The sequence below is a fragment of the Protofrankia sp. Cas4 genome (assembly GCF_963555915.1).
In the GTDB taxonomy this organism is placed as follows: Bacteria; Actinomycetota; Actinomycetes; order Frankiales; family Frankiaceae; genus Protofrankia.
This window is the reverse complement of record NZ_CAUVXL010000235.1, coordinates 1-19,416: the sequence shown is the minus strand read 5'-3', so window position 1 is coordinate 19,416 and position 19,416 is coordinate 1. Positions and strand designations below refer to the sequence as shown.

At 66.4% G+C, this 19,416-nt stretch carries 18 protein-coding genes and 1 pseudogene; 15 read left to right on the top strand and 4 right to left on the bottom strand.

Annotation, left to right across the window (positions count from 1 at the left end; translation table 11 throughout):
- The 6 genes and pseudogenes from U9979_RS21175 to U9979_RS21150 form a co-directional block, all read left to right on the top strand.
- Positions 1-354 (top strand): annotated as a pseudogene (locus tag U9979_RS21175) (F0F1 ATP synthase subunit B); the annotation flags it as partial.
- 3 nt (positions 355-357) lie between these two features.
- Positions 358-1,203: a F0F1 ATP synthase subunit delta gene (locus U9979_RS21170; RefSeq protein WP_322748053.1), complete on the top strand. Its 846-nt coding sequence runs from the start codon at positions 358-360 to the stop codon at positions 1,201-1,203.
- Positions 1,204-1,277: 74 nt separating this feature from the next.
- Positions 1,278-2,930 carry a F0F1 ATP synthase subunit alpha gene (gene atpA / locus U9979_RS21165; protein ID WP_322766913.1) on the top strand — a complete coding sequence of 551 codons (1,653 nt, stop codon included), beginning with the start codon at positions 1,278-1,280 and terminating at the stop codon, positions 2,928-2,930.
- Between the two features lie 4 nt (positions 2,931-2,934).
- Entirely contained in the window at positions 2,935-3,831 is an 897-nt protein-coding gene (locus U9979_RS21160; protein WP_322748051.1) for a F0F1 ATP synthase subunit gamma, read from the top strand.
- A gap of 165 nt (positions 3,832-3,996) precedes the next feature.
- Positions 3,997-5,436, top strand: coding sequence for a F0F1 ATP synthase subunit beta (gene atpD / locus U9979_RS21155; protein WP_322748050.1), 1,440 nt, complete (start codon positions 3,997-3,999; stop codon positions 5,434-5,436).
- An 83-nt stretch (positions 5,437-5,519) separates the two neighbouring features.
- Positions 5,520-5,786 (top strand): F0F1 ATP synthase subunit epsilon, encoded by a 267-nt coding sequence (locus U9979_RS21150; RefSeq protein ID WP_322748049.1) that lies wholly within the window; start codon positions 5,520-5,522, stop codon positions 5,784-5,786.
- 62 nt (positions 5,787-5,848) lie between these two features.
- Here U9979_RS21150 and U9979_RS21145 read toward each other — a convergent pair whose 3' ends face one another.
- Positions 5,849-6,421 carry a cob(I)yrinic acid a,c-diamide adenosyltransferase gene (locus U9979_RS21145; protein WP_322748048.1) on the bottom strand — a complete coding sequence of 191 codons (573 nt, stop codon included), beginning with the start codon at positions 6,419-6,421 and terminating at the stop codon, positions 5,849-5,851.
- A gap of 152 nt (positions 6,422-6,573) precedes the next feature.
- Here U9979_RS21145 and murA point away from each other — a divergent pair, with 152 nt between their 5' ends.
- Positions 6,574-7,860, top strand: coding sequence for a UDP-N-acetylglucosamine 1-carboxyvinyltransferase (gene murA / locus U9979_RS21140; protein ID WP_322754943.1), 1,287 nt, complete (start codon positions 6,574-6,576; stop codon positions 7,858-7,860).
- Between the two features lie 78 nt (positions 7,861-7,938).
- Here the strand turns inward: murA and U9979_RS21135 are convergent, their stop codons facing one another.
- On the bottom strand, positions 7,939-8,322 hold the full coding sequence (locus U9979_RS21135) for a hypothetical protein (protein WP_322748046.1): 384 nt from the start codon (positions 8,320-8,322) through the stop codon (positions 7,939-7,941).
- A gap of 476 nt (positions 8,323-8,798) precedes the next feature.
- Here U9979_RS21135 and U9979_RS21130 point away from each other — a divergent pair, with 476 nt between their 5' ends.
- The 6 genes from U9979_RS21130 to nucS all read left to right on the top strand — a co-directional run bounded on the left by U9979_RS21130 (position 8,799) and on the right by nucS (position 13,995).
- A complete protein-coding gene (locus U9979_RS21130; protein WP_322748045.1) occupies positions 8,799-9,143 on the top strand; it encodes an STAS domain-containing protein in 345 nt (114 codons plus the stop codon).
- A 146-nt stretch (positions 9,144-9,289) separates the two neighbouring features.
- Positions 9,290-9,913: a hypothetical protein gene (locus tag U9979_RS21125; protein WP_322748044.1), complete on the top strand. Its 624-nt coding sequence runs from the start codon at positions 9,290-9,292 to the stop codon at positions 9,911-9,913.
- Between the two features lie 55 nt (positions 9,914-9,968).
- The gene (locus U9979_RS21120; RefSeq protein WP_322780739.1) at positions 9,969-11,984 is read left to right on the top strand and encodes a protein meaA; all 2,016 of its coding nucleotides are present in this window, start codon (positions 9,969-9,971) and stop codon (positions 11,982-11,984) included.
- Positions 11,985-12,112: 128 nt separating this feature from the next.
- Entirely contained in the window at positions 12,113-12,718 is a 606-nt protein-coding gene (locus tag U9979_RS21115) for an HD domain-containing protein (RefSeq protein WP_322780738.1), read from the top strand.
- 14 nt (positions 12,719-12,732) lie between these two features.
- On the top strand, positions 12,733-13,299 hold the full coding sequence (locus tag U9979_RS21110; protein WP_322780737.1) for a DUF6328 family protein: 567 nt from the start codon (positions 12,733-12,735) through the stop codon (positions 13,297-13,299).
- Between the two features lie 33 nt (positions 13,300-13,332).
- Entirely contained in the window at positions 13,333-13,995 is a 663-nt protein-coding gene (gene nucS / locus U9979_RS21105; protein ID WP_322748040.1) for an endonuclease NucS, read from the top strand.
- Positions 13,996-14,545: 550 nt separating this feature from the next.
- Here the strand turns inward: nucS and U9979_RS21100 are convergent.
- On the bottom strand, positions 14,546-14,962 hold the full coding sequence (locus U9979_RS21100; protein WP_322780736.1) for a hypothetical protein: 417 nt from the start codon (positions 14,960-14,962) through the stop codon (positions 14,546-14,548).
- Complete coding sequence (locus tag U9979_RS25380) at positions 14,959-15,864, bottom strand: transposase (protein ID WP_416220274.1); 906 nt, start codon at positions 15,862-15,864, stop codon at positions 14,959-14,961. Before U9979_RS25380 ends, U9979_RS21100 begins: the two co-directional genes overlap by 4 nt.
- 250 nt (positions 15,865-16,114) lie before the next feature.
- On the opposite strand from U9979_RS25380, the gene U9979_RS21095 reads away from it, so the two are divergent.
- Positions 16,115-16,492 carry a hypothetical protein gene (locus U9979_RS21095; protein WP_322780735.1) on the top strand — a complete coding sequence of 126 codons (378 nt, stop codon included), beginning with the start codon at positions 16,115-16,117 and terminating at the stop codon, positions 16,490-16,492.
- Between the two features lie 95 nt (positions 16,493-16,587).
- Positions 16,588-18,015, top strand: coding sequence for a hypothetical protein (locus U9979_RS21090; RefSeq protein WP_322780734.1), 1,428 nt, complete (start codon positions 16,588-16,590; stop codon positions 18,013-18,015).
- Positions 18,016-19,416: the final 1,401 nt, after the last annotated feature.

Sequence of the window (19,416 nt, the reverse complement as noted above, 5' to 3'; positions counted from 1 at the left end):
CTTCTCACCTCCTACCGCGCGCAGCTCGCCGACGCGCAGACCGAGGCTGCCCGCATCCGTGAGGACGCCCGTGAGCAGGGAATCCAGATCCTGACGGAACTGCGTGCGCAGGCGGATACCGAGGTCGCCGAGATCAAAGCGCGGGGCGAGGCACAACTCGCCGCGGAGCGGGCGCAGATCGTCGCTCAACTCCGGCGCGAGGTCGGTGACATCGCCCTCGAGCTCGCGACGAAGATTGTCGGTCACGAGCTGGAGCGCGACGACCGCCAGCGCCAGCTGGTCGACGACTTCATCACGGGCCTGGAGCATCCGGACGAGTCGGCGATTCCGGTTCCGGCCGGTCCGGGGGGCTGAGGCATGGAGGGATCCAGCCGACAGTCCCTGGCCTCGGCGCGAGCTCGCCTGGACGAGCTGACGGCGACCGGGCCGCCCGGTGTCGGGACGCGGTCCCGCCATCCGGTCGACCTCGGTCGTCTCGCGGACGATCTTGAAGCGGTCGTGGACCTTCTCAGCCGGGAGCCGGCGATCCGCCGGGCGCTGGCCGATCCGGGAGTGCCCGGATCGGCTCGTTCCGATCTTGCCGCCCGCTTGTTCGGCGGCAAGATCTCCGCGGAAGCGCTCGACATCGTGGCGGTCGCGGCTACCGGCCGCTGGGCTCGGCCGCTCGACCTCCAGCACGCGCTGTCCGAGCTCGGGGTCGAGGTCCGGCTCGCCCAGGCGCAGCGGGAGGGCGCCCTCGACGACGTGGAGGACGAACTGTTCCGGTTCGGTCGCATCCTCAACCGGACACCTGAACTGTCGTTGGCCCTCAGCGACCCGGCGGCCCCGTGGCCTGCGAAGCAGGAACTCCTGGCCAGGCTTCTGGACGGCAAGGCCAACGCCGTGACCATACGTCTCGTTCAGCGTGCGGTCGCCGAGCGTTACCACGGTGATCTCGAACGCCGTCTTGAGCAGCTGACCGTGATCGCAGCGGCACGCCGAAACCGGCTCGTCGCGGTGGTGCGCACGGCTGTACCTCTCGCGGGGGACCAGATTTTTCGGTTGCGGACAGCGATCAGCCGGTATTTTGGACGTGATGTCCAGCTCCAGATGGACGTCGACCCTTCCGTTCTGGGCGGCGTTGTCGTGCGGATCGGTGACGAGGTGGTCGACGGCAGCGTCATCCGCCGCCTCACCGACGCGCGCCGGCGGCTGCACCGATAGAGCGTTCTTGTGGACACCCAGACCTCGCATGACCTGCGGGACGTGCCCTCACCATTTATTGAAGGACCGAAGCGATGACTGAACTCTCCATTCGACCGGAGGAAATCCGCGCCGCCCTCCGGGACTACGTCGACTCCTACCAGGCATCCGTCGGGGAGCGGGAGGAGGTCGGCCGGGTCGTCGTCGCCGGCGACGGCATCGCGCGGGTCGAGGGCCTTCCGCACGTCATGACCAATGAGCTGCTGGAGTTCCATGGCGGCGTGCTGGGCCTGGCGTTGAACCTTGACATCGCCGAGATCGGCTGCGTCATCCTCGGCGAGTCCGAACACATCGAGGAAGGCCAGGAGGTCCGCCGCACCGGCCAGATTCTCTCGGTCCCGGTCGGCGACGGCTTCCTCGGCCGGGTGGTCGATCCGCTGGGCCGCCCGATCGACGGGCTCGGCGAGATCGTCTCCACCGAGACCCGTGCCCTGGAACTGCAGGCGCCCACGGTCGTCCAGCGCCAGCCGGTCAAGGAGCCGCTCCAGACCGGTATCAAGGCGGTGGACGCGATGACCGCCATCGGCCGTGGTCAGCGTCAGCTGATCATCGGCGACCGGCAGACCGGCAAGAGCGCCGTCGCGCTGGATGCGATCATCAACCAGCGGGAGAACTGGGCGACGGGGGATCCGAAGCTCCAGGTCAAGTGCGTGTATGTGGCGGTCGGGCAGAAGAAGTCGACGATCCGGGCTGTCCTCAACACCCTGGAGGAGACCGGCGCGCTGGCTTACACCACCATCGTGGCGGCGCCCGCCGACGAACCGGCCGGCCTCAAGTACCTCGCGCCCTACACCGGTTCGGCCATCGGCCAGCACTGGATGTACAACGGCCAGCACGGACTGATCGTCTTTGACGACCTGTCGAAGCAGGCCGAGGCATACCGGGCGATCTCGCTGTTGCTGCGCCGCCCGCCGGGTCGTGAGGCATACCCCGGTGACGTCTTCTACTTGCACTCCCGGCTCCTGGAGCGATGCGCGAAGCTCTCCGACGAGCTCGGCGCCGGGTCCCTGACCGGTCTGCCGATCATCGAGACCAAGGGTAACGACATCTCCGCCTATATCCCGACGAACGTCATCTCCATCACCGACGGACAGATCTTCCTGGAGACCGACCTGTTCAACCAGGGCGTCCGGCCGGCGATCAACGTCGGTACCTCGGTCTCCCGGGTGGGTGGCAGCGCCCAGATCAAGGCGATGAAGGCGGTCGCGGGGCGGCTGCGTCTGGACCTTGCGCAGTACCGCGAGCTGGAGGCGTTCTCGGCGTTCGGCTCGGACCTCGACAAGGCATCCCGTGCCCAGCTCGACCGGGGCGCACGCATGGTCGAACTGCTCAAGCAGCCCCAGTACGAGCCCTTCCCGGTGGAGCGGCAGGTCGTGTCGATCTGGGCGGGTACGTCCGGGCAGCTTGACGATGTGCCGGTCGCGGACATCCGCCGGTTCGAGCGTGAGTTCCTCGAGTTCGTCGAGCGGAGCCAGCCGGGGGTCTTCAAGACGATCCGCGAGACGGGCAAGCTGGATGATGACACCGTCACCGCGCTGGAGCAGCTGATCGCGAAGTTCAAGGCCGAGTTCATGCTGTCGGGTGGTCAGCCGCTGGTCAACGAACCGTTGCCGGAGAGTCTGGACCCGTCGGAGCTGGAGCGCGAGGCGATCAAGATACACGAGCCGAAGCCGAAGGACGAGGACTGAGGACATGGCCGGCCAGCTCCGTGAGTACCGGCGCCGCATCCGTTCGATCCAGTCGACCAAGAAGATCACTCGGGCGATGGAACTCATTGCCGCGTCCAGGATCGTGAAGGCCAAGGCGCGGGTTGCCGCCTCCCGGCCCTACGCGGACGAGATCACCCGAGTGATCTCCGCGGTGGCGTCGCAGACCACCGTTCGTCACCCACTGACGACAGAGCATGCAGATCCGCGGCGGGTGGCGGTTCTGATGGTCACCAGTGACCGTGGGCTTGCCGGTGGTTACAACGCCAACGTGCTGCGCCGGACGGGCGAGCTGCTGGAGCTGTTGCGCTCGGAGGGCAAGGAGCCGTTCCTGTACGCGGTCGGGCGCAAGGCCGTCACGTACTACCGCTTCCGCGGTCGGGAGCTGGCCGGTGAGTTCACCGGGTTCTCCGAACAGCCGAGCTACGACAACGCCAAGGAAGTCGCCGATGCGCTGATCGCGCGGTTCGTGGCGTCCGGTGAGGCCGGCGGAGTGGACGAGATCCACGCCGTCTACACCGAGTACGTCAACACCCTGACCCAGCGACCGGTTGCGCATCGCATTCTTCCGCTTGCGCTGGAGACGACCGCCGAGCCCCCGCCCGGCGGCCCGCTCCCGCAGTACGAGTTCGAACCGTCGGCCGAGGGAGTCCTCGACGCGCTGCTCCCTCGTTACGTCGAGAGTCGGCTGTACGCGGCGCTGCTGGAGTCCGCGGCATCGGAGTCGGCGGCCCGCCAGCGGGCGATGAAGTCCGCTACGGACAACGCCGGTGACCTGATCAAGACCTACACCCGTCGGGCGAACGCCGCCCGCCAGGATGCGATCACTCAGGAGATATCGGAAATCGTGGGCGGGGCCAACGCTCTCGCCCAGGCCTCGTAGCCCGCAGAGCGACGACGGTTATACCGAAGAACCCCTGAGGGCGCCGGCTGCGGGAGGAGCCGCCGGCGACTTCGGGGTATGACATGCAGATGAACCGCTTGAAGCCGCTGGTCTCCTGATGGAGTCCTCAGCCGCGGAGGGCACCTTGATGAAGCAGAGGACGCCATGACCGTTACCACTACCTCGCCCGCCGCGGTGGAGGGCAAGGCCCCTGGGATCGGCCGGGTCGCCCGTGTAATCGGCCCGGTCGTCGATGTGGAGTTCGCGCCCGACGAGATCCCCGAGATCTACCGTGCGCTGCGCGTCGATCGCACCATCGACGGGCAGACCGCAACGCTGACGCTCGAGGTCGCGCAGCACATCGGTGACAACACAGTCCGGGCGATCTCCATGCAACAGACCGACGGTCTGGTGCGTGGAGCGCCGGTTCAGGATACCGGTTCACCTATCACGGTTCCCGTTGGCAACGCCACCAAGGGGCACCTGTTCAACGTGCTCGGCGATCCGCTCGACGTCGAAAGCATTGACACCGACGTACGCAGGTCCATCCATGCAACAGCACCGCCATTCGACCAGCTTGAGTCGAAGACGGAGATGTTCACGACCGGCATCAAGGTCATCGACCTGCTTGCGCCTTATGTGCGCGGTGGGAAAATCGGCCTGTTCGGTGGCGCCGGCGTCGGCAAGACCGTCGTCATCCAGGAAATGATCAACCGGGTCGCCACGCAGTTCGAAGGTGTATCGGTGTTCGCCGGTGTCGGCGAGCGCACCCGGGAGGGAAACGACCTGTTCCTGGAGATGACCGAGGCCGGTGTGATCAAGGACACCGCGCTTGTCTTCGGGCAGATGGACGAGCCCCCGGGCACCCGGCTGCGGATCGCTCTCGCCGCGCTGACCATGGCGGAGTATTTCCGGGACGTCCAGAAGCAGGACGTGCTGCTGTTCATCGACAACATCTTCCGGTTCACCCAGGCCGGCGCGGAGGTCTCGACCCTGCTCGGACGTATGCCGAGTGCGGTGGGTTATCAGCCGACTCTGGCCGACGAGATGGGTGTGCTCCAGGAGCGCATCACATCCACCCGCGGTCATTCAATCACTTCGCTCCAGGCAATCTACGTTCCCGCGGACGACATCACCGACCCGGCCCCGCACACCACGTTCACCCATCTCGACGCGACCACGGTGCTCTCCCGGGCCATCTCCGACCTGGGGATCTACCCGGCGGTCGACCCGCTCGACTCGACGTCGCGCATCCTCGACGCCCGCTATCTGGGGCAGGATCACTACGATGTGGCGCGTGAGGTGCAGCGCATCCTGCAGCGTTACAAGGACCTTCAGGACATCATCGCCATTCTCGGTATCGACGAGTTGTCCGAAGAGGACAAGATTCTGGTCAACCGGGCACGGCGCATCCAGCGATTCCTGTCGCAGCCGTTCTTCGTCGCCGAGCAGTTCACCGGAATCCCCGGTAAGTTCGTCCCGCTCGAAGAGACGATCAAGTCTTTCAAGAAGCTGACCGAAGGTGACTACGATCATCTCCCGGAGCAGGCTTTCTTCATGTGCGGTGGGATCGAGGAGGCGGAGAAGAAGGCGAAGGAACTCTAGCCAAACGGCCGGATTCACCAACTGCAGGGCCCTTGGGATCCGTGCGGTCCAGGGCCGACGACAGCGGGAAGGACGGCAGCGCGATGCCGATGCAGGTGGCGATCGTCTCGCCGGAGAAGGAAGTGTGGTCGGGGGATGCCGACATGGTCGTCGCACGGACCACGGAAGGTGAGATCGGTGTGCTGACCGGGCATGTGCCGCTGCTCGGGGTCCTTGTCGCCGGCGGTCAGGTGCGGGTCACGACAGGCGAGCGCACGCTGACTGTCGAGGTCGACGGCGGATTCCTGTCAGTGACCAGGCAGGGGGTCAGCATCCTGGCTGAACATGCGGTCCTGGCCGGCACCGAGTAATCCCCTGATGGCGTGAGCGGCGCGAAAAATCATCTTCGCGCCGCAACCAGGCCGCAGCGTCGTCAGCTGTTGGCGCCCGGCTCCCACAGCACGTCCCCGCCGGGATTGGCGACCCGGGAGAGGATGAACAGCAGGTCGGAGAGCCGGTTGAGGTAGCGGGCGGGAAGCGCGCCGGTACGGTCCGGGTCGGCTTCGCGCAGCGCCCAGACGGACCGTTCCGCGCGGCGGGTGACCGTCCGCGCAACGTGTAGCAGCGCGGCACCGGCGGTACCTCCGGGCAGGATGAACGAGGCCAGCTTCGGGAGGTTCTCGTTGAACCGGTCGCAGGCCTCTTCAAGCCGTTCCACATATGCGCCGGTGACCCGCAGCGGTGGGAAGCCCGGCTTTTCCACGACGGGCGTGCACAGATCCGCACCGACGTCGAACAGGTCGTTCTGCACCCGGGCGAGCAACGCCCGGATGTCCTCGGCGAGTCCGCCGAGGGCCAGTGCCACGCCGATGGCGGCGTTGGCCTCGTCCACGTCCGCGTAGGCCGCGAGGCGCGGGTCGGTCTTGCGGACCCGGGACATGTCGCCGAGCGCGGTGGTCCCGTCGTCCCCGGTGCGGGTGTAGATCCGGGTCAGGTGGATGGCCATGGCGGTCACACTATGCCGCGCTCGTTCGGTCGCGCGCTCGTTCGGTCGCGCGCTCGTTCGGTCGCGCGATCACACCATGGCGGGCGGCCCGACTCGACGCACCGGCCGGCCCGCGCTGACGGCCGGGTGCCCAGGCCATAGCATCGAGTCCCGTGGAACGCTTCGTGGTCAGGGGCGGGTCTCGGCTTGTCGGCGAGGTCGATGTCCCGGGGGCGAAGAACTCCGTGCTCAAGCTGATGGCCGCGAGCCTGTTGGCCCATGGTCGGACGACTCTTCGCGCCGTGCCCGACATTCTGGATGTCGCGGTCATGGCCGATATCCTGCGAGCGCTCGGGGCGACCGTCGAGCGGGATCTCGCGGGCGGCTCGCTGTCGATCGACGTGCCGGCCCGGCCCGGTGCGGCGGCCGACAGCGATGTGGTCCGCCGGATCCGGGCGTCCGTCGTCGTGCTGGGTCCGCTGGTCGCCCGCTGCGGCGAAGCCAGGGTGGCCCTGCCCGGCGGGGACGCGATCGGCACCCGCGCTCTGGACATGCACGTCAGCGGTCTGACCAAGCTCGGAGCCATGGTGGATGTCGAGGCGGGCACACTCGTGGCCCGGTCGGCCGGCCGGCTGCAGGGAGCGTCCATCTGGCTGGACTTCCCGAGCGTGGGCGCCACTGAGAACCTGATGATGGCTGGTGTGCTGGCCAAGGGCACGACCGTGATCGACAATGCCGCCCGCGAGCCTGAGATCGCAGATCTCTGCGCGATGCTGACGGCGATGGGTGCGGAGCTTGACGGTGCGGGCACGTCCACGTTGGTGATCGACGGCGTCGACGAACTGCGGCCGACCACGCACTGCACGGTCGCGGACCGGATTGTGGCCGGTACCTTCGCCATCGGCGCGCTGATGACCGGCGGGGACGTGCTGGTCCGGGGTGGGCGTGCCGATCATCTCGACATCGTGCTCGACAAGCTGACCACGGCCGGTGCCGTGGTGGCCGTCCGGCCCGACGGCTTCCGCGTCGTCGCCGACCGGCCGCCGCGGTCGATCGACGTGGTCACCCTGCCGTATCCGGGTTTTCCGACCGATCTCCTGCCGCAGACGATCGCTCTGGAAGCGGTCAGCGAAGGGGTGTCCCTCATCACCGAGAACGTTTTCGAAAGCCGCTTCGTGTTCTGTCGGGAGCTGCTGAAGCTCGGCGCGGAGCTACGCACCGACGGCCATCACGTCATCGTGCGCCGTGCGGACCGCCTGGTCGGCACCCAGGTGGTGGCCTCGGACGTCCGGGCCGGGGCCGGACTGGTGCTGGCTGGCCTGGTGGCTGACGGCATCACAGCGGTCAGTGAGGTCCACCACATCGACCGCGGCTACGGCGGCTTCGTCGAGCAGTTGCGGGCGCTGGGCGCGGACATCCATCGGGAGCCTGCTGAGGCCACGGCGCGGCGGACAGGCTGAACGGTGAGCATGACGCCATGGACCGGCGGCCCACGCCCTATTGCCTGGCGCTCTCAGTACGGCGATCCCGGGGCGGCGTCAGGCCCAGTCTCGCTCGGTGCCCGCGACAACGGCACGCGCCCGCATGGAGTCCTCGGGGAACACCATGACGTGCCAGCCGGGTAGGTGGTGGCGGCGGGTGTTCCCGTCGGCGTTCACCTGAATCGGGCCAGGTGGCGCCGCGCCTGACGTCGACCGTATTCCATGCTGACCGAGAAGCTGGCGCAGCCGGGCGGCCTCGGTGGACGTGCGGAGCGTCGCCACGGGCACCAGCATTCCGAAATCGCCGTGGCTGGTGGCGGTAGCATGGCTACCGCGCGGCCGGTTCGGCGCGAACACCCACCGGCACACCGCCACGAGTACGGCGGTGGCGGCGACGGCAATGGCCGGACCGATCGTGTAGTGCAGGCTGTTCAGTGGCACCGTCACCTCCCTGCTGTCCGAGCCGGCGGGTCGGACGGACTACATCGTCTCAGCGCGGCCGGTTCCGCGCAGGCGTTCATGCGTGGCTCGCGTCGCAGTTCTGGATCGTCGCAGCCCTGGATCGTCGCAGTTCTGGATCGCTGTGCGGTCGAGATTGCTTCCTTCCCTGCGTCCAGCCCGTTCGTCCTGCCTGGGCGGACCGACCCGGCGCCCGGCGCGTCTGCGTCGCCACTCTGCGACTATGGACACTGACGCTGGGGGTGAGCCGCTGTACCTGTGGTTCCCGATGCGGCAGCGGTAGGAACGGAGGTCTGGACAACCAGCTGGCCGAGATTGCGTGATCATGTCTTCTTCGCGCAATGGGAGGCCCCAGGGAAACCTTGCGTCCGGAGTGGGATCCGGCCGTGTCCGACAACCTCTGATCGCCGGGCAGACCCGATCGGTCAGGGCGTGAATCAGGGGGGACGGGAGGCCTGATGGGTGAGAACGTAATGCTTCTTGACGACGGACGTATGGAGATCCAGACGGTACGGTTGACCGGACGGGTCGATGTGCGCACTGTCGGTGATATGCGCATGCGGCTGCATACCGCCATCGACGGCGGCACCGGGCAGCTACGGGTGAACGTGTCCGGCCTGGAGCTGGTCGACCATGCGGGTCTCGGTGTCCTGCTCGGTGGGGCTCGGCGGGCTCGGCGGTCCGGACGGTCGATGCTCCTGGTCGACGTTCCCGCTGCGCTGGGAAAGCTGCTGGCAGCCAACCGCCTCGGGCGTATCCTGCGGTCCGACGATGCGGACCTGCTGCACGTCGGTCACGCCTGATGCGGCTATCCTGCAGGTCCCTGATGCGGCTAACCGGCAGGTCACAGCCTCGCGCTGTGCGCTGACGGCCCGCCGGTCGCTTGTGGTCCCCCGGCTCCATGACGTTGCGATCGGTCGTGGGATGATGGTGCCGGCCGGGGAGGGACATGCTCGACGTCGATGCGCAGCAGTTGAGTCCAACGGACGGTCCGGCTTACCGACAAGGTGGTGACCAGTCCGGTGACCAGCGGCGGACAGCGCTCATCGTGGGCGCGTTCGCGCTGGCGATTGTGGTGGGTGTGGTCATCGGTCTGGTAACCGCGCCCGAGGCCAGGACCACCCCGGCGGCAGTGGCGACGACCGCCGCGCCACCGTCATCCGAGCTGCAACCGGCGCTGGACCCACCCACCTGGGAGAACAACCGCCATCCGGGGACGGCGCACCAGATGCGGGTGCGGGAGTCCGACCGCCGTGCCTTGAGCGCGAGCCTCGCGTACGCCCTGCGGGAAAACGGCGCGGGCACCATGACCACGGCGGACGTCGTCATCCCACCGGGAAAGCTTTTCTACGGTGCCGTGGAAGGTCGCGACAGCACTGTGGACGAGTACTGGGCCGTCGGCCTGGCGCAGGTGGCCGGCGTGACCCCGGCGCCGCCCAACCCGCACGTGTGGCAGCGGATCGCCAACGGCCCCTGGACGCAGCTCGTGTCGGGGCCGGGTGCCTGCGACAGGCTGCCGGCTGTCCTGTTCACCGTGTGGCAGGGGCGTCCGGGTCTTTGCTCGAGCGCGTGACGTTACCTGTCGGTAGGCTCCTGGCCATCAGACGACCCCTCGGGAGGGTGTGGCGATGGCCGACGCGGCGCGGCGGGACCAGCCGGAGCAGGCTCGTCCACAGCGGGACCGGCCGTGGATCATCCGGACCTATGCGGGTCATTCCAACCCGGTGGAAACCAATGCACTGTACCGGCGGAATCTGGCCAAGGGGCAGACCGGGCTCTCGGTCGCGTTCGACCTGCCGACCCAGACCGGCTATGACCCCGACCATGAGCTCGCCCGTGGTGAGGTCGGCAAGGTAGGCGTGCCGATCGCGCATATCGGCGACATGCGCGCGCTGTTCCACGACATTCCGCTGAGCCAGATGAACACGTCGATGACGATCAATGCGACGGCCATGTGGCTGCTCGCGCTGTATCAGGTTGTCGCCGAGGAACAGGGCGCGGACGCGGCGACGCTGGCCGGCACGACTCAGAACGACATCATCAAGGAGTATCTCTCCCGCGGAACGTACGTGTTCCCGCCGGTGCCCTCGCTTCGGCTGATCACGGACGTGGTCGCCTACACCGTGACCGAGATCCCGACGTGGAACCCGATCAACATTTGCAGCTACCACCTGCAGGAGGCCGGTGCCACACCCGTCCAGGAGATCGCCTACTCGATGTGCACGGCCATCGCCGTGCTCGATGCGGTGGTCGCCTCGGGGCAGGTGCCGGCCGAGCGCGTCGGCGAGGTCTGCGCGCGGATGTCGTTCTTCGTCAACGCGGGCGTTCGCTTCGTCGAGGAAATGTGCAAGATGCGGGCGTTCGTGGCGTTGTGGGACGCGCTGCTGCGGACCCGGTACGGGGTCACCGATCCCCGGCACCGGCGGTTCCGCTACGGCGTCCAGGTCAACTCGCTCGGCCTGACCGAGGCGCAGCCGGAGAACAACGTCATCCGGATCGTGCTGGAAGCCCTCGGGGTGACGCTGTCGAAGGATGCCCGCTGCCGGGCTCTGCAGCTGCCGGCGTGGAACGAGGCCCTCGGCCTGCCCAGACCGTGGGACCAGCAGTGGTCCCTGCGCATCCAGCAGATTCTCGCCTACGAGACCGACCTGCTGGAATACCCCGACATCTTCGAAGGCTCGGTCGTCGTCGAACGGCGGGTGGCCGAACTGGTCGAAGCGGCCCAGGGCGAGATCGACCGGGTGCAGGCGATGGGCGGTGCGGTGGCCGCGGTCGAAAGCGGCTACATGAAGTCCCAGCTCGTCGGCTCGCAGGCGAACCGTCGGATGCGCATCGAGTCCGGCGAGGACGTGGTGGTCGGCGTGAACACCTTCACCGCCACCGAGCCGAACCCGCTGCTCGCCGACCTGAGCGCGGCGATCCAGACCGTCGACCCGGCGGTGGAGGCCGCCGCCTGTGTCGATCTCGCCGCCTGGCGGGCCGGGCGCGACGCGCGCGCCGTGGACGAGGCGCTGCGGGGCCTGCGGGACGCGGCCAAGACCGATACGAACCTGATGGCCGCGACGGTGGCCTGCGCCCGGGTCGGGGTGACCACAGGGGAGTGGGCCGGGGTCCTGCGGGATACCTTCGGTGAGTACCGGGCGCCGACCGGGGTGTCCGGCGCTTCGGTGCATGCTGGTGGCGCTGAGCTCGCCGGCGTCCGGGACAGGGTCGCGCAAACCGGGCGGGAGCTGGGGCGTCGGTTGAAGTTCCTCGTCGGTAAGCCCGGCCTGGACGGGCATTCCAACGGCGCCGAACAGATCGCCGTACGCGCCCGCGACGCCGGGTTCGAGGTCGTGTACCAGGGCATCCGGCTGACCCCGGCGCAGATCGTCGCAGCCGCGGTGGAGGAGGACGTGCACGTCGTGGGGCTGTCGGTGCTTTCGGGTTCGCATATGGAGCTGGTGCCGCAGGTCCTCGACGGGATGCGGGCGGCCGGTGTCGGTGACGTGCCTGTCATCGTCGGCGGCATCATCCCGGCGGTGGATGCCGAGCGGCTCAAGGCGCTGGGGGTGGCGGCGGTCTACACACCGAAGGACTACGGTCTCACGGAGATCATGGGCGGGATTGTGGCGGTCGTGCGGGCCGCGAACGGCCTGAGTTGATTGCCCGAGCTGATTGCCCGAGTTGATCGCCTGAGTTGATCGCCTGAGTTGATTGCCCGAGCTGATTGCCTGGGAGCGCGAGCGTGGTGGTGCGGGGTGGCCGGGGGCCGCGTAGCGTCCGGAGGGTGATGGCTGACACGAGCATCCGTCGGGGAGGCTCGGCGGCACCGGGCACCGGGCGGGCCCGACATGACACCGGGTCGCAGAACGACACCGGTCCGGCCGAGCGTCCCGTCTCGCTTCGGGATGCTGTCGCACTGGCCACCCGCGCGCATGCCGGCCAGCTCGACAAGGTCGGCGACGACTACATCGGCCATCCGCTCCGGGTGATGGAAGCGGTCGGTGACGCCGCGCGGCGGGCCGGGGTCGACCCTGACCAGGCCCGGATGGTCGCGGTGCTGCACGACGTCGTCGAGGACACCGATGTCACCCTGGCGACGCTGACCTCCCTCGGTTATCCGTCCGATGTCGTCGCGGCGGTCGACGCACTGAGTCACCGTGATGGAGAGTCGGTGGAGCACTACCTCGCCCGGGTAGCCGACAACCCCCTGTCGGTTGTGGTGAAACGGGCGGACATGGCCGACAACAGCAACCCGGCACGGCTGGCCAGGCTGCCGCGGGATCAGGCGGACCGTTACGCACGGCGCTATTCCAGTCGTATCCGGCTGCTCGACGATCTTGTCGCCCAACATGGAGCCGCCATCCGCACGGTGGACCGGATGCGGACGGTATAGGGACGCGGCAGCACGTGGAGACGGGCAGTCACCGCGACACTCTGCGCGGCCCTTCCGTGGATGTGCCTGCCGAGCGCCTCAACCGAAACTGGAACGAACTGCTCCAGGAGATCCGGGTGGCGCAGGCCGGGGTGCAGATCCTCTTCGCCTTTCTGTTCACCCTCCCGTTCACCCAGCGTTGGACCCAGGTGACCGACTTCCAGCGGGCGCTCTACCTGATCACGCTGTTGACGATCGCCGCCGCGTCCGCGCTGCTGATCGGCCCGGTGGCCTACCACCGGATGGTGTTCCGCCGGGGCGCACGGGCCCAGCTGGTCACCGCTGCCAACACCATGGCGCTGGCTGGATTGATCATGTTGGGAGTGGGGATCAACGCTGCCGTCCTGCTCATCGTCGACGTGGTCATGGGGGTGCTGGCGACCGCACTCATCAGCTCGGCGAGCGTGGCGTTCTTCATCGTGTTGTGGTGGGTTCTGCCTTGGCTCACCCGACCGGATCGACGCGACGGCGGCGGGGCAGGTCGGGATCCCGATCACGGGATGAGCGGGGTCGCCGGATCGACTGACGGCAAGCGGGTGTAGGTAGCGAAGTCGCGGCACGGTAGCGTCTGGGCTGTGCGTCTTGTGATTGCCAGGTGCAGCGTCGACTACGTGGGTCGGCTGACGGCTCATCTGCCGAGCGCGGTCCGACTGCTGCTGGTGAAGGCCGACGGGTCGGTGTCCATCCATGCGGACGGGCGGGCCTACAAGCCGCTGAACTGGATGAGCCCGCCGTGCGTGATCGCCGAGGCGGACGGCGTCTGGCGGGTGACCAACCGAGCGGACGAACAGCTCGTCATCACCCTCGAAGAGATCATGCATGACTCGTCGCACGATCTCGGTGTGGACCCGGGTTTGCGCAAGGACGGCGTGGAGGCGCACCTGCAGGTGCTGCTCGCCGACCGCCCGGATGCCATCCGCGACGGCCTCACCCTCGTCCGCCGGGAGTACGAAACCGGCATCGGGCCGGTCGATCTGCTCTGTCGCGACACCGACGGTGGGAGTGTCGCCGTCGAGGTGAAGCGCAGGGGCGAGATCGACGGCGTCGAGCAGCTGACCCGCTATCTTGCCCGGTTGGAGGCGGACCCGTTCCTGCCGCATCCGGTGCGCGGGATCCTGGTCGCGCAGTCGATCACACCGCAGGCGCGGCTGCTTGCCGCGGACCGCGGTCTGGGCTGTGTCACCGTCGACTATGACGCGTTGCGCGGACTGGCGCCCGCTATCCCGACCCTGTTCTGACCGTTCAGATTCGCCGGCTTGGGCCGCCGGTTGCCATGCCGGCTGCAATGCCCATCAGTAACAACAGACGAACTATAGTTGCGGTTGATGCTGAATGGCTCGACTCTGCGACGGTTCGTGTGTAATACTACGCAACGTGAATTTACCTGTACCGGACAGTGGCCGCTGATCCTTTTTCCGGGTAGCGGCCTGTTCGTCTTCTGATTTCCACCGCGGGTACCTCGATGTGCCCGCGGTGATCTTTTTTCGGTGTTCTGTTCGTGTTGTTGAACTCCGACGACGAGGACGGCGATGGCTGGCCCGCAAATGCAGCAGGTGACGAATACCCGAAAATTATTGATCCGCGCACAGGTGAACCAATCGAGGCCCCTCCCTCCGGGTTGCCGAAGGTACCACCCTCCCAGCGTGTTCCGTGGGGGCCCAACAAAGAGGATCATTCCTCGCGGGTATGGCGGTACGAATGAATTCAATAATCTGATTTCTGTGCTCCACGTCCTACATCAGCAAGAATTCAATTCGGGTGCGGCTCTTCTTGACTCGACTTTCGTTGTTACGTTGCGTTGAGCTCCCACGCCAGGTGGATGGTGTGGATTTCCTCGGGGGTCGGCTGGTCGGGGCGTGTGACCTGATATTTGGCGGCGATCAGTACCCGGCGCAGCTTGCCGATCATGTCGGCGGTGGAGGGGTTGCTCGTGGTGGTGTACCAGGGGGCCTGGTCGCGGTGATCGGTGACGTCGGTGGGGGTGTGACCGACGGTGGCGTACCAGAGCATGGTGAGGGTCTGGCAGGTCAGGCCGAACGGGACGGTGCGCTCGACGGCGTGAGCGAGCCGGTTGCGGGCCTGTCCCACCCCGATGAGCTGCTTCACATTTTCGATCATGACTTCGATCGACCAGCGGGCGGCATACCGGTGAATGATCTCCAGCCGGTCGGGTGAGGGTGTCGGTGGTGACCAGGGCGGTGTCATACCCGCCGCGGGTGTGGCTGGTCTCGCGCAGCAGGATGACGGTGACCGGTTGTGGGCCGAACGTGCCGTACCACAGGCAGCGCACGGTGGCGATGTTCACGGTGGTGGTCTGTCCGTATCGGCTCACCGGCAGCGGGGTGAACGGCAGCTGTGTGGCGAGCGCGGTCAGGCCCGGTAGCCGCGCTCCTTTGGACCGGGGCCGGCCCCTGCGGCTGGTGCGTGGTGGGGCCAGGTCGTACAGGGCGGCATCGACCCGCAGCCGGGTCGTCCAGGTCACCTGGGCGGGTAGGGCACGGAGCTCCTTGCCGGCGTAGGCGGCGTCGGCGACCACGTGCAGGCTGCGGTCGGGGTGCGCCGCGGCCAGCGTGGTGACCATCTGGCGGGCCAGCCGCAGCCGGGAGGGGAGACATGGTGTTCGTCCGGGCGAGGCGGGCGAGTACGGGTAGGCACACCGGCCGGTCGAGCATCGGGAGTCGGACCACGATCTCGACGAGGACCCAGGTGTTCCCGAATCCGACTGTGGTGGGGCCTGTCGCGGAGCCGTCGTGGAACCAGCCGGCCGCCCAGACCTTTTTCCCCGACCGGTGGAACAGAGCGTCATCGACGGCTACCGTCACGGCGCCGGTCGGTACCAGGAGGGTGACCACGAGGCGGGCCAGGGCAAGGCCGAGCTGGTCGGGAGACCAGGCGGCGTGGGAGAAGAACCGGTGGGCCCGATGATGGGGCCACACCCGGGACAGGCCGGCGCCCATGGGCATGCCGCAGACTGTTCGTTTCCGTGTCTGCGCCAGCAGGCCGCACACCAGTGCGGCGAACGTGATGAAACTCGGTGCGGTGAAACACGGCCGTAGGTGGGATAGCAGCACCACCGGCGACGGCGGTACGGTCGAGTCCGGGAGCATCGGCGTCCACTCCTCGTGAGCGGTTTTTTTGGCAGCGTTGATGCTCCCCCCATCTACCTACCGTTGCATGTCCATCCGCCGTCACGGTCACGGATACGACCTGGGTGTGCGCAGAACCTGACATTCGATCATCTGTCGAACGTCAGGCGCCAAACAAATCATGAAAACCGCGAAAGTCCAGATTAGTTTCTCCTGAGTAAAATTGTCGGTCGTGATGTTCTCGTTGCGAGTTCGGTTGGGGTGATATGAAATGCCGATTCCTGTCGATCAACGCCCTTTGAACTCTGCGGAACATGCGCTATTGGAGCGGATCCTGGTGGTAAATTATCCGGGTGTTGCGCAACTTCGCGCACAACTTTGCCGTGTCAGAGTTGTTGCGCTCTGGTCGCGTGGTTCGGTCAGTGTGGATTTTCGTGTTTTTAGCGATGCTCCAAGATCCGATTTAGCGTCGGGGGTTATTCCTGTAGATGCTGCGGTCGTGACGAGCAATGGTCAACTTGTTGGTGAAATCCTCATTTGGGTTGAGATAGGATATTTATCGGCACTTGAGTATGCATGGTATGGTGATGAGATGCCAGCTTCATTGCCTAATCCGGAAAATATTGTAGTGACCGTTCATGAAGCTTGAGCTTCGCGATTTTCCTTGATCCTCGACTTTTGCTGTTACTAAAGGGAATTCAGGCTACCGGAATGCGGTACGTGGCCTGACCTGCGTTGGGTCGGTTGACCGCCGAGTCCGGTTCCGGTGGGGGTGCGGCGGCGGCGTCGCGGACGCTGGGGTATGACCTGGTGGGTCGGGTCGCGTCGGTGAGTCATCCTTTGGGCACCCAGAGCGTCACCTATAACGATCGGGATCTGCCGGTCGGCAGCTCCGGGCCGGCGGGGAGTTCCACGTTCGGTTATGAGGCGTCGGGTCGGATGACCAGTCGCACCGACGGGGCGGGCACCTCGTCGTTCGGGTACAACGCCCGGGATGATCTGACGTCGACGACGGGTGCGGCCACTGGTGGGACCCGGTCGTTGGCCTATGACGACGCCGATCAGTTGACCGCGGTAACCTACGCGTCGGGTGGGGCGGTTCGGTCGTTTGGTTATGACAGTCTGGGCCGGACCACCAGCGACATGGTGACCGGGCCGGGTGGGACGTTGCGGGTGGCGACCTACAGTTACGACGCCAACGACAATCGGCTGACCGAAACGTTGAGTCCGGCCGGGTTGTCGGGGTCGGGGAGTCAGAGCTTCGGCTATGACCGGGCGGATCGGCTGACCAGCTGGACGAGTCCGGCGAACGTCACGACGAGCTACGGCTGGGATGGGGCGGGGAACCGGACGTCGGCGGGTGGGACGGCGGCGACGTTCGATGAGCGCAACCGGCTGCTCGCTGATGGGACGGCGACGTATACCTATACGGCGCGGGGGACGGGGGCGACCCGCACCGCCGGCGGTACTACCGCGACCACCACGTTTGACGGGTTTGATCGGTTGGTGTCGGACAGTACGTCGGGTACGACGACGCACGGCTATGACGGGTGGGATCGGCTCGCGGTCCGTAACAGCACCACGCTGGGTTATGCGGGGGTGGAGAAGGAGCCGGTCGGCGATGGTACGTCGACGTATGCCCGGGATCCGGATGGGGATCTGATCGGCCTGGGCACGCCGGGGGGTAACTGGGTGCCGCTGGCCGACCCGCATGGGGATGTGGTGGCGGCGTTCACCACGAACGGTGCCGGTCTGACCGATCAGAAGGCGTTTGATTCGTTCGGGGTTCCGACGACGGCGGGTAGTGCGAATGTGCGGGTGGGGTTTCAGGGGTCGTGGACGGATCCGACGACGGCGAAGGTCTCGGCGGAGGCGCGTTGGTATACCCCGGGGACGGGTGGGTTTGTTTCTCGGGACAGTGCGGGTCTGCCGTTGACATCCGGGGTGTCTGCGGACCCTGGTTCCCGGGTCTTGTGCCGGCTGAGTTTTCGCCGAATCTGGATGTCGCCGGGGCGGGCGGTGGCGGTTCGTCGCCGGCGATGCCTGCCGGTTCGTCGTCGCATGCCGTTGCCGGGTCGTGTCGAGGACGAGTCGGCCGTCGCAGGTGATGCCACGGCCGCCGGTTCCGCCGTTGCCGCCGCTGCCGCTGGCGGGCAAGCCGTTGGATCTTGAGGACTGTGTGCCGGGGACCTGTGCGGATTCGTTGCCGCGGGGGGACGGGGCGTCCGGGCAGGGCACGAACGGTAGGTGCGCCTTGCCGATGGTTCCGTCGCCGTTGGCGACTCTCTGCCCACCTGCCGAGCCCGCAGCTGATCAGGCTGCGGGTGGCAAGGGCCATCTACCCGGTGACGGTAAGCCTCCCGCCCCGCCCACCTTCCCCGATTCACCCACCAACCCAGACGACGATGACATTGGTAAATACTCGGCCGATCAGCTATATGATGGCGCATAAGCCCCCTATGGAAAGGCTAGAGTTGATGCGGACGGAAATATTATCCGCGGTCAGAGTAACGCTGGTCGCTCGTTTCAGAAACATGCAGATTCTTCTCGTGGGGCGGTGCATTCGAGCGTCTTTTCGAGTCTCGCATCCGACGCGGAACGTGCAATGGTCGGAAATAGGATGGCGATGGATCTACTTCGGAACCCGGAAGCAATTGAAAAGATGAAACCTGCTTCTGGTCACTATGGAGGAAGTTTGCGTGAATTTTAGAATCCAAGTGGATGGAGTTTACGTTGGAGTATGCGAGGCGGAAGATTGACATTTGAAGGGTTTTGACAAGATGGCAGATGTTGTAATCGGTGGTGATAGCTATCGAATCTTCCTATTTATTAGCATTCATGAAGAGGATGAGTATATTGAATGTCGAAATCTGGTGTCGGGGGTTCCGCAGGAAATAGTATGCGAAGTCCGCCTCACGGATACGGGGGCAAGTTTCTTGTTGCCGACATCGAGGGAGATTAACCTGGAGTTGCTGCGTGCTGTTCTTAAATATCTTGATGATCTGGACCGATGAACTGATCGGAAAAGTCGGTCGGAACGTGGGCAGGCTGCGGCCCACCCGGTGCCGTGGCCGCTGATTGGTGACTGTGGGTGAGGTGAGGGCTGGATTAGGCGGCGGGGTTCAGGGTGAGGGTGTCGCCGAAGCGCACTTCCCAAAACTTACTGACATTGAATTCGTAGGGTGACGTCCGGGTCTCGCGGATGTCTCGCGTCTCTTTGGGTGGGCACGGGAGGGCCACCGAGCGGCGGTGGTGGTGGTGTCAAGGGTAGGGCGAGTACGAACGCGGGTCTGTCGTTGAAGCGGTCGATTCCGGCTTTGCCGCTGCCGCAGTTGAAGCAGCAGGCGCCAGCGGGGACGCCGTTGGAGCGTGAGGACTGTGGGCCGGCTGTCTGCGCGGATTCGTTGCGGTCGGGGATGGGGCGTCCGGGCAGGAGACGGATGGTAGCTGTGCCTCGGCGGGGGGCCGGTCACCGCTGGCGACGACTTGTGTGTCGGACGAGCCCGGACCTGATCCGGTGGCGGTAAGCCTCCCGCCCCGCCGACCTTCCCCGACGACGCAGATGGCTATAAT

Excerpts from the sequence above, each read along its gene's own strand:
- U9979_RS21170 (WP_322748053.1), top strand. The coding sequence starts at position 358 with ATGGAGGGATCCAGCCGACAGTCCCTGGCCTCGGCGCGAGCTCGCCTG.
- atpA (WP_322766913.1), top strand. The coding sequence starts at position 1,278 with ATGACTGAACTCTCCATTCGACCGGAGGAAATCCGCGCCGCCCTCCGG.
- U9979_RS21160 (WP_322748051.1), top strand. The coding sequence starts at position 2,935 with ATGGCCGGCCAGCTCCGTGAGTACCGGCGCCGCATCCGTTCGATCCAG.
- atpD (WP_322748050.1), top strand. The coding sequence starts at position 3,997 with ATGACCGTTACCACTACCTCGCCCGCCGCGGTGGAGGGCAAGGCCCCT.
- U9979_RS21150 (WP_322748049.1), top strand. The coding sequence starts at position 5,520 with ATGCCGATGCAGGTGGCGATCGTCTCGCCGGAGAAGGAAGTGTGGTCG.
- U9979_RS21145 (WP_322748048.1), bottom strand. The coding sequence starts at position 6,421 with ATGGCCATCCACCTGACCCGGATCTACACCCGCACCGGGGACGACGGG.
- U9979_RS21130 (WP_322748045.1), top strand. The coding sequence starts at position 8,799 with ATGGGTGAGAACGTAATGCTTCTTGACGACGGACGTATGGAGATCCAG.
- U9979_RS21125 (WP_322748044.1), top strand. The coding sequence starts at position 9,290 with ATGCTCGACGTCGATGCGCAGCAGTTGAGTCCAACGGACGGTCCGGCT.
- U9979_RS21120 (WP_322780739.1), top strand. The coding sequence starts at position 9,969 with ATGGCCGACGCGGCGCGGCGGGACCAGCCGGAGCAGGCTCGTCCACAG.
- U9979_RS21115 (WP_322780738.1), top strand. The coding sequence starts at position 12,113 with ATGGCTGACACGAGCATCCGTCGGGGAGGCTCGGCGGCACCGGGCACC.
- U9979_RS21100 (WP_322780736.1), bottom strand. The coding sequence starts at position 14,962 with ATGACACCGCCCTGGTCACCACCGACACCCTCACCCGACCGGCTGGAG.
- U9979_RS25380 (WP_416220274.1), bottom strand. The coding sequence starts at position 15,864 with ATGCTCCCGGACTCGACCGTACCGCCGTCGCCGGTGGTGCTGCTATCC.
- U9979_RS21095 (WP_322780735.1), top strand. The coding sequence starts at position 16,115 with ATGCCGATTCCTGTCGATCAACGCCCTTTGAACTCTGCGGAACATGCG.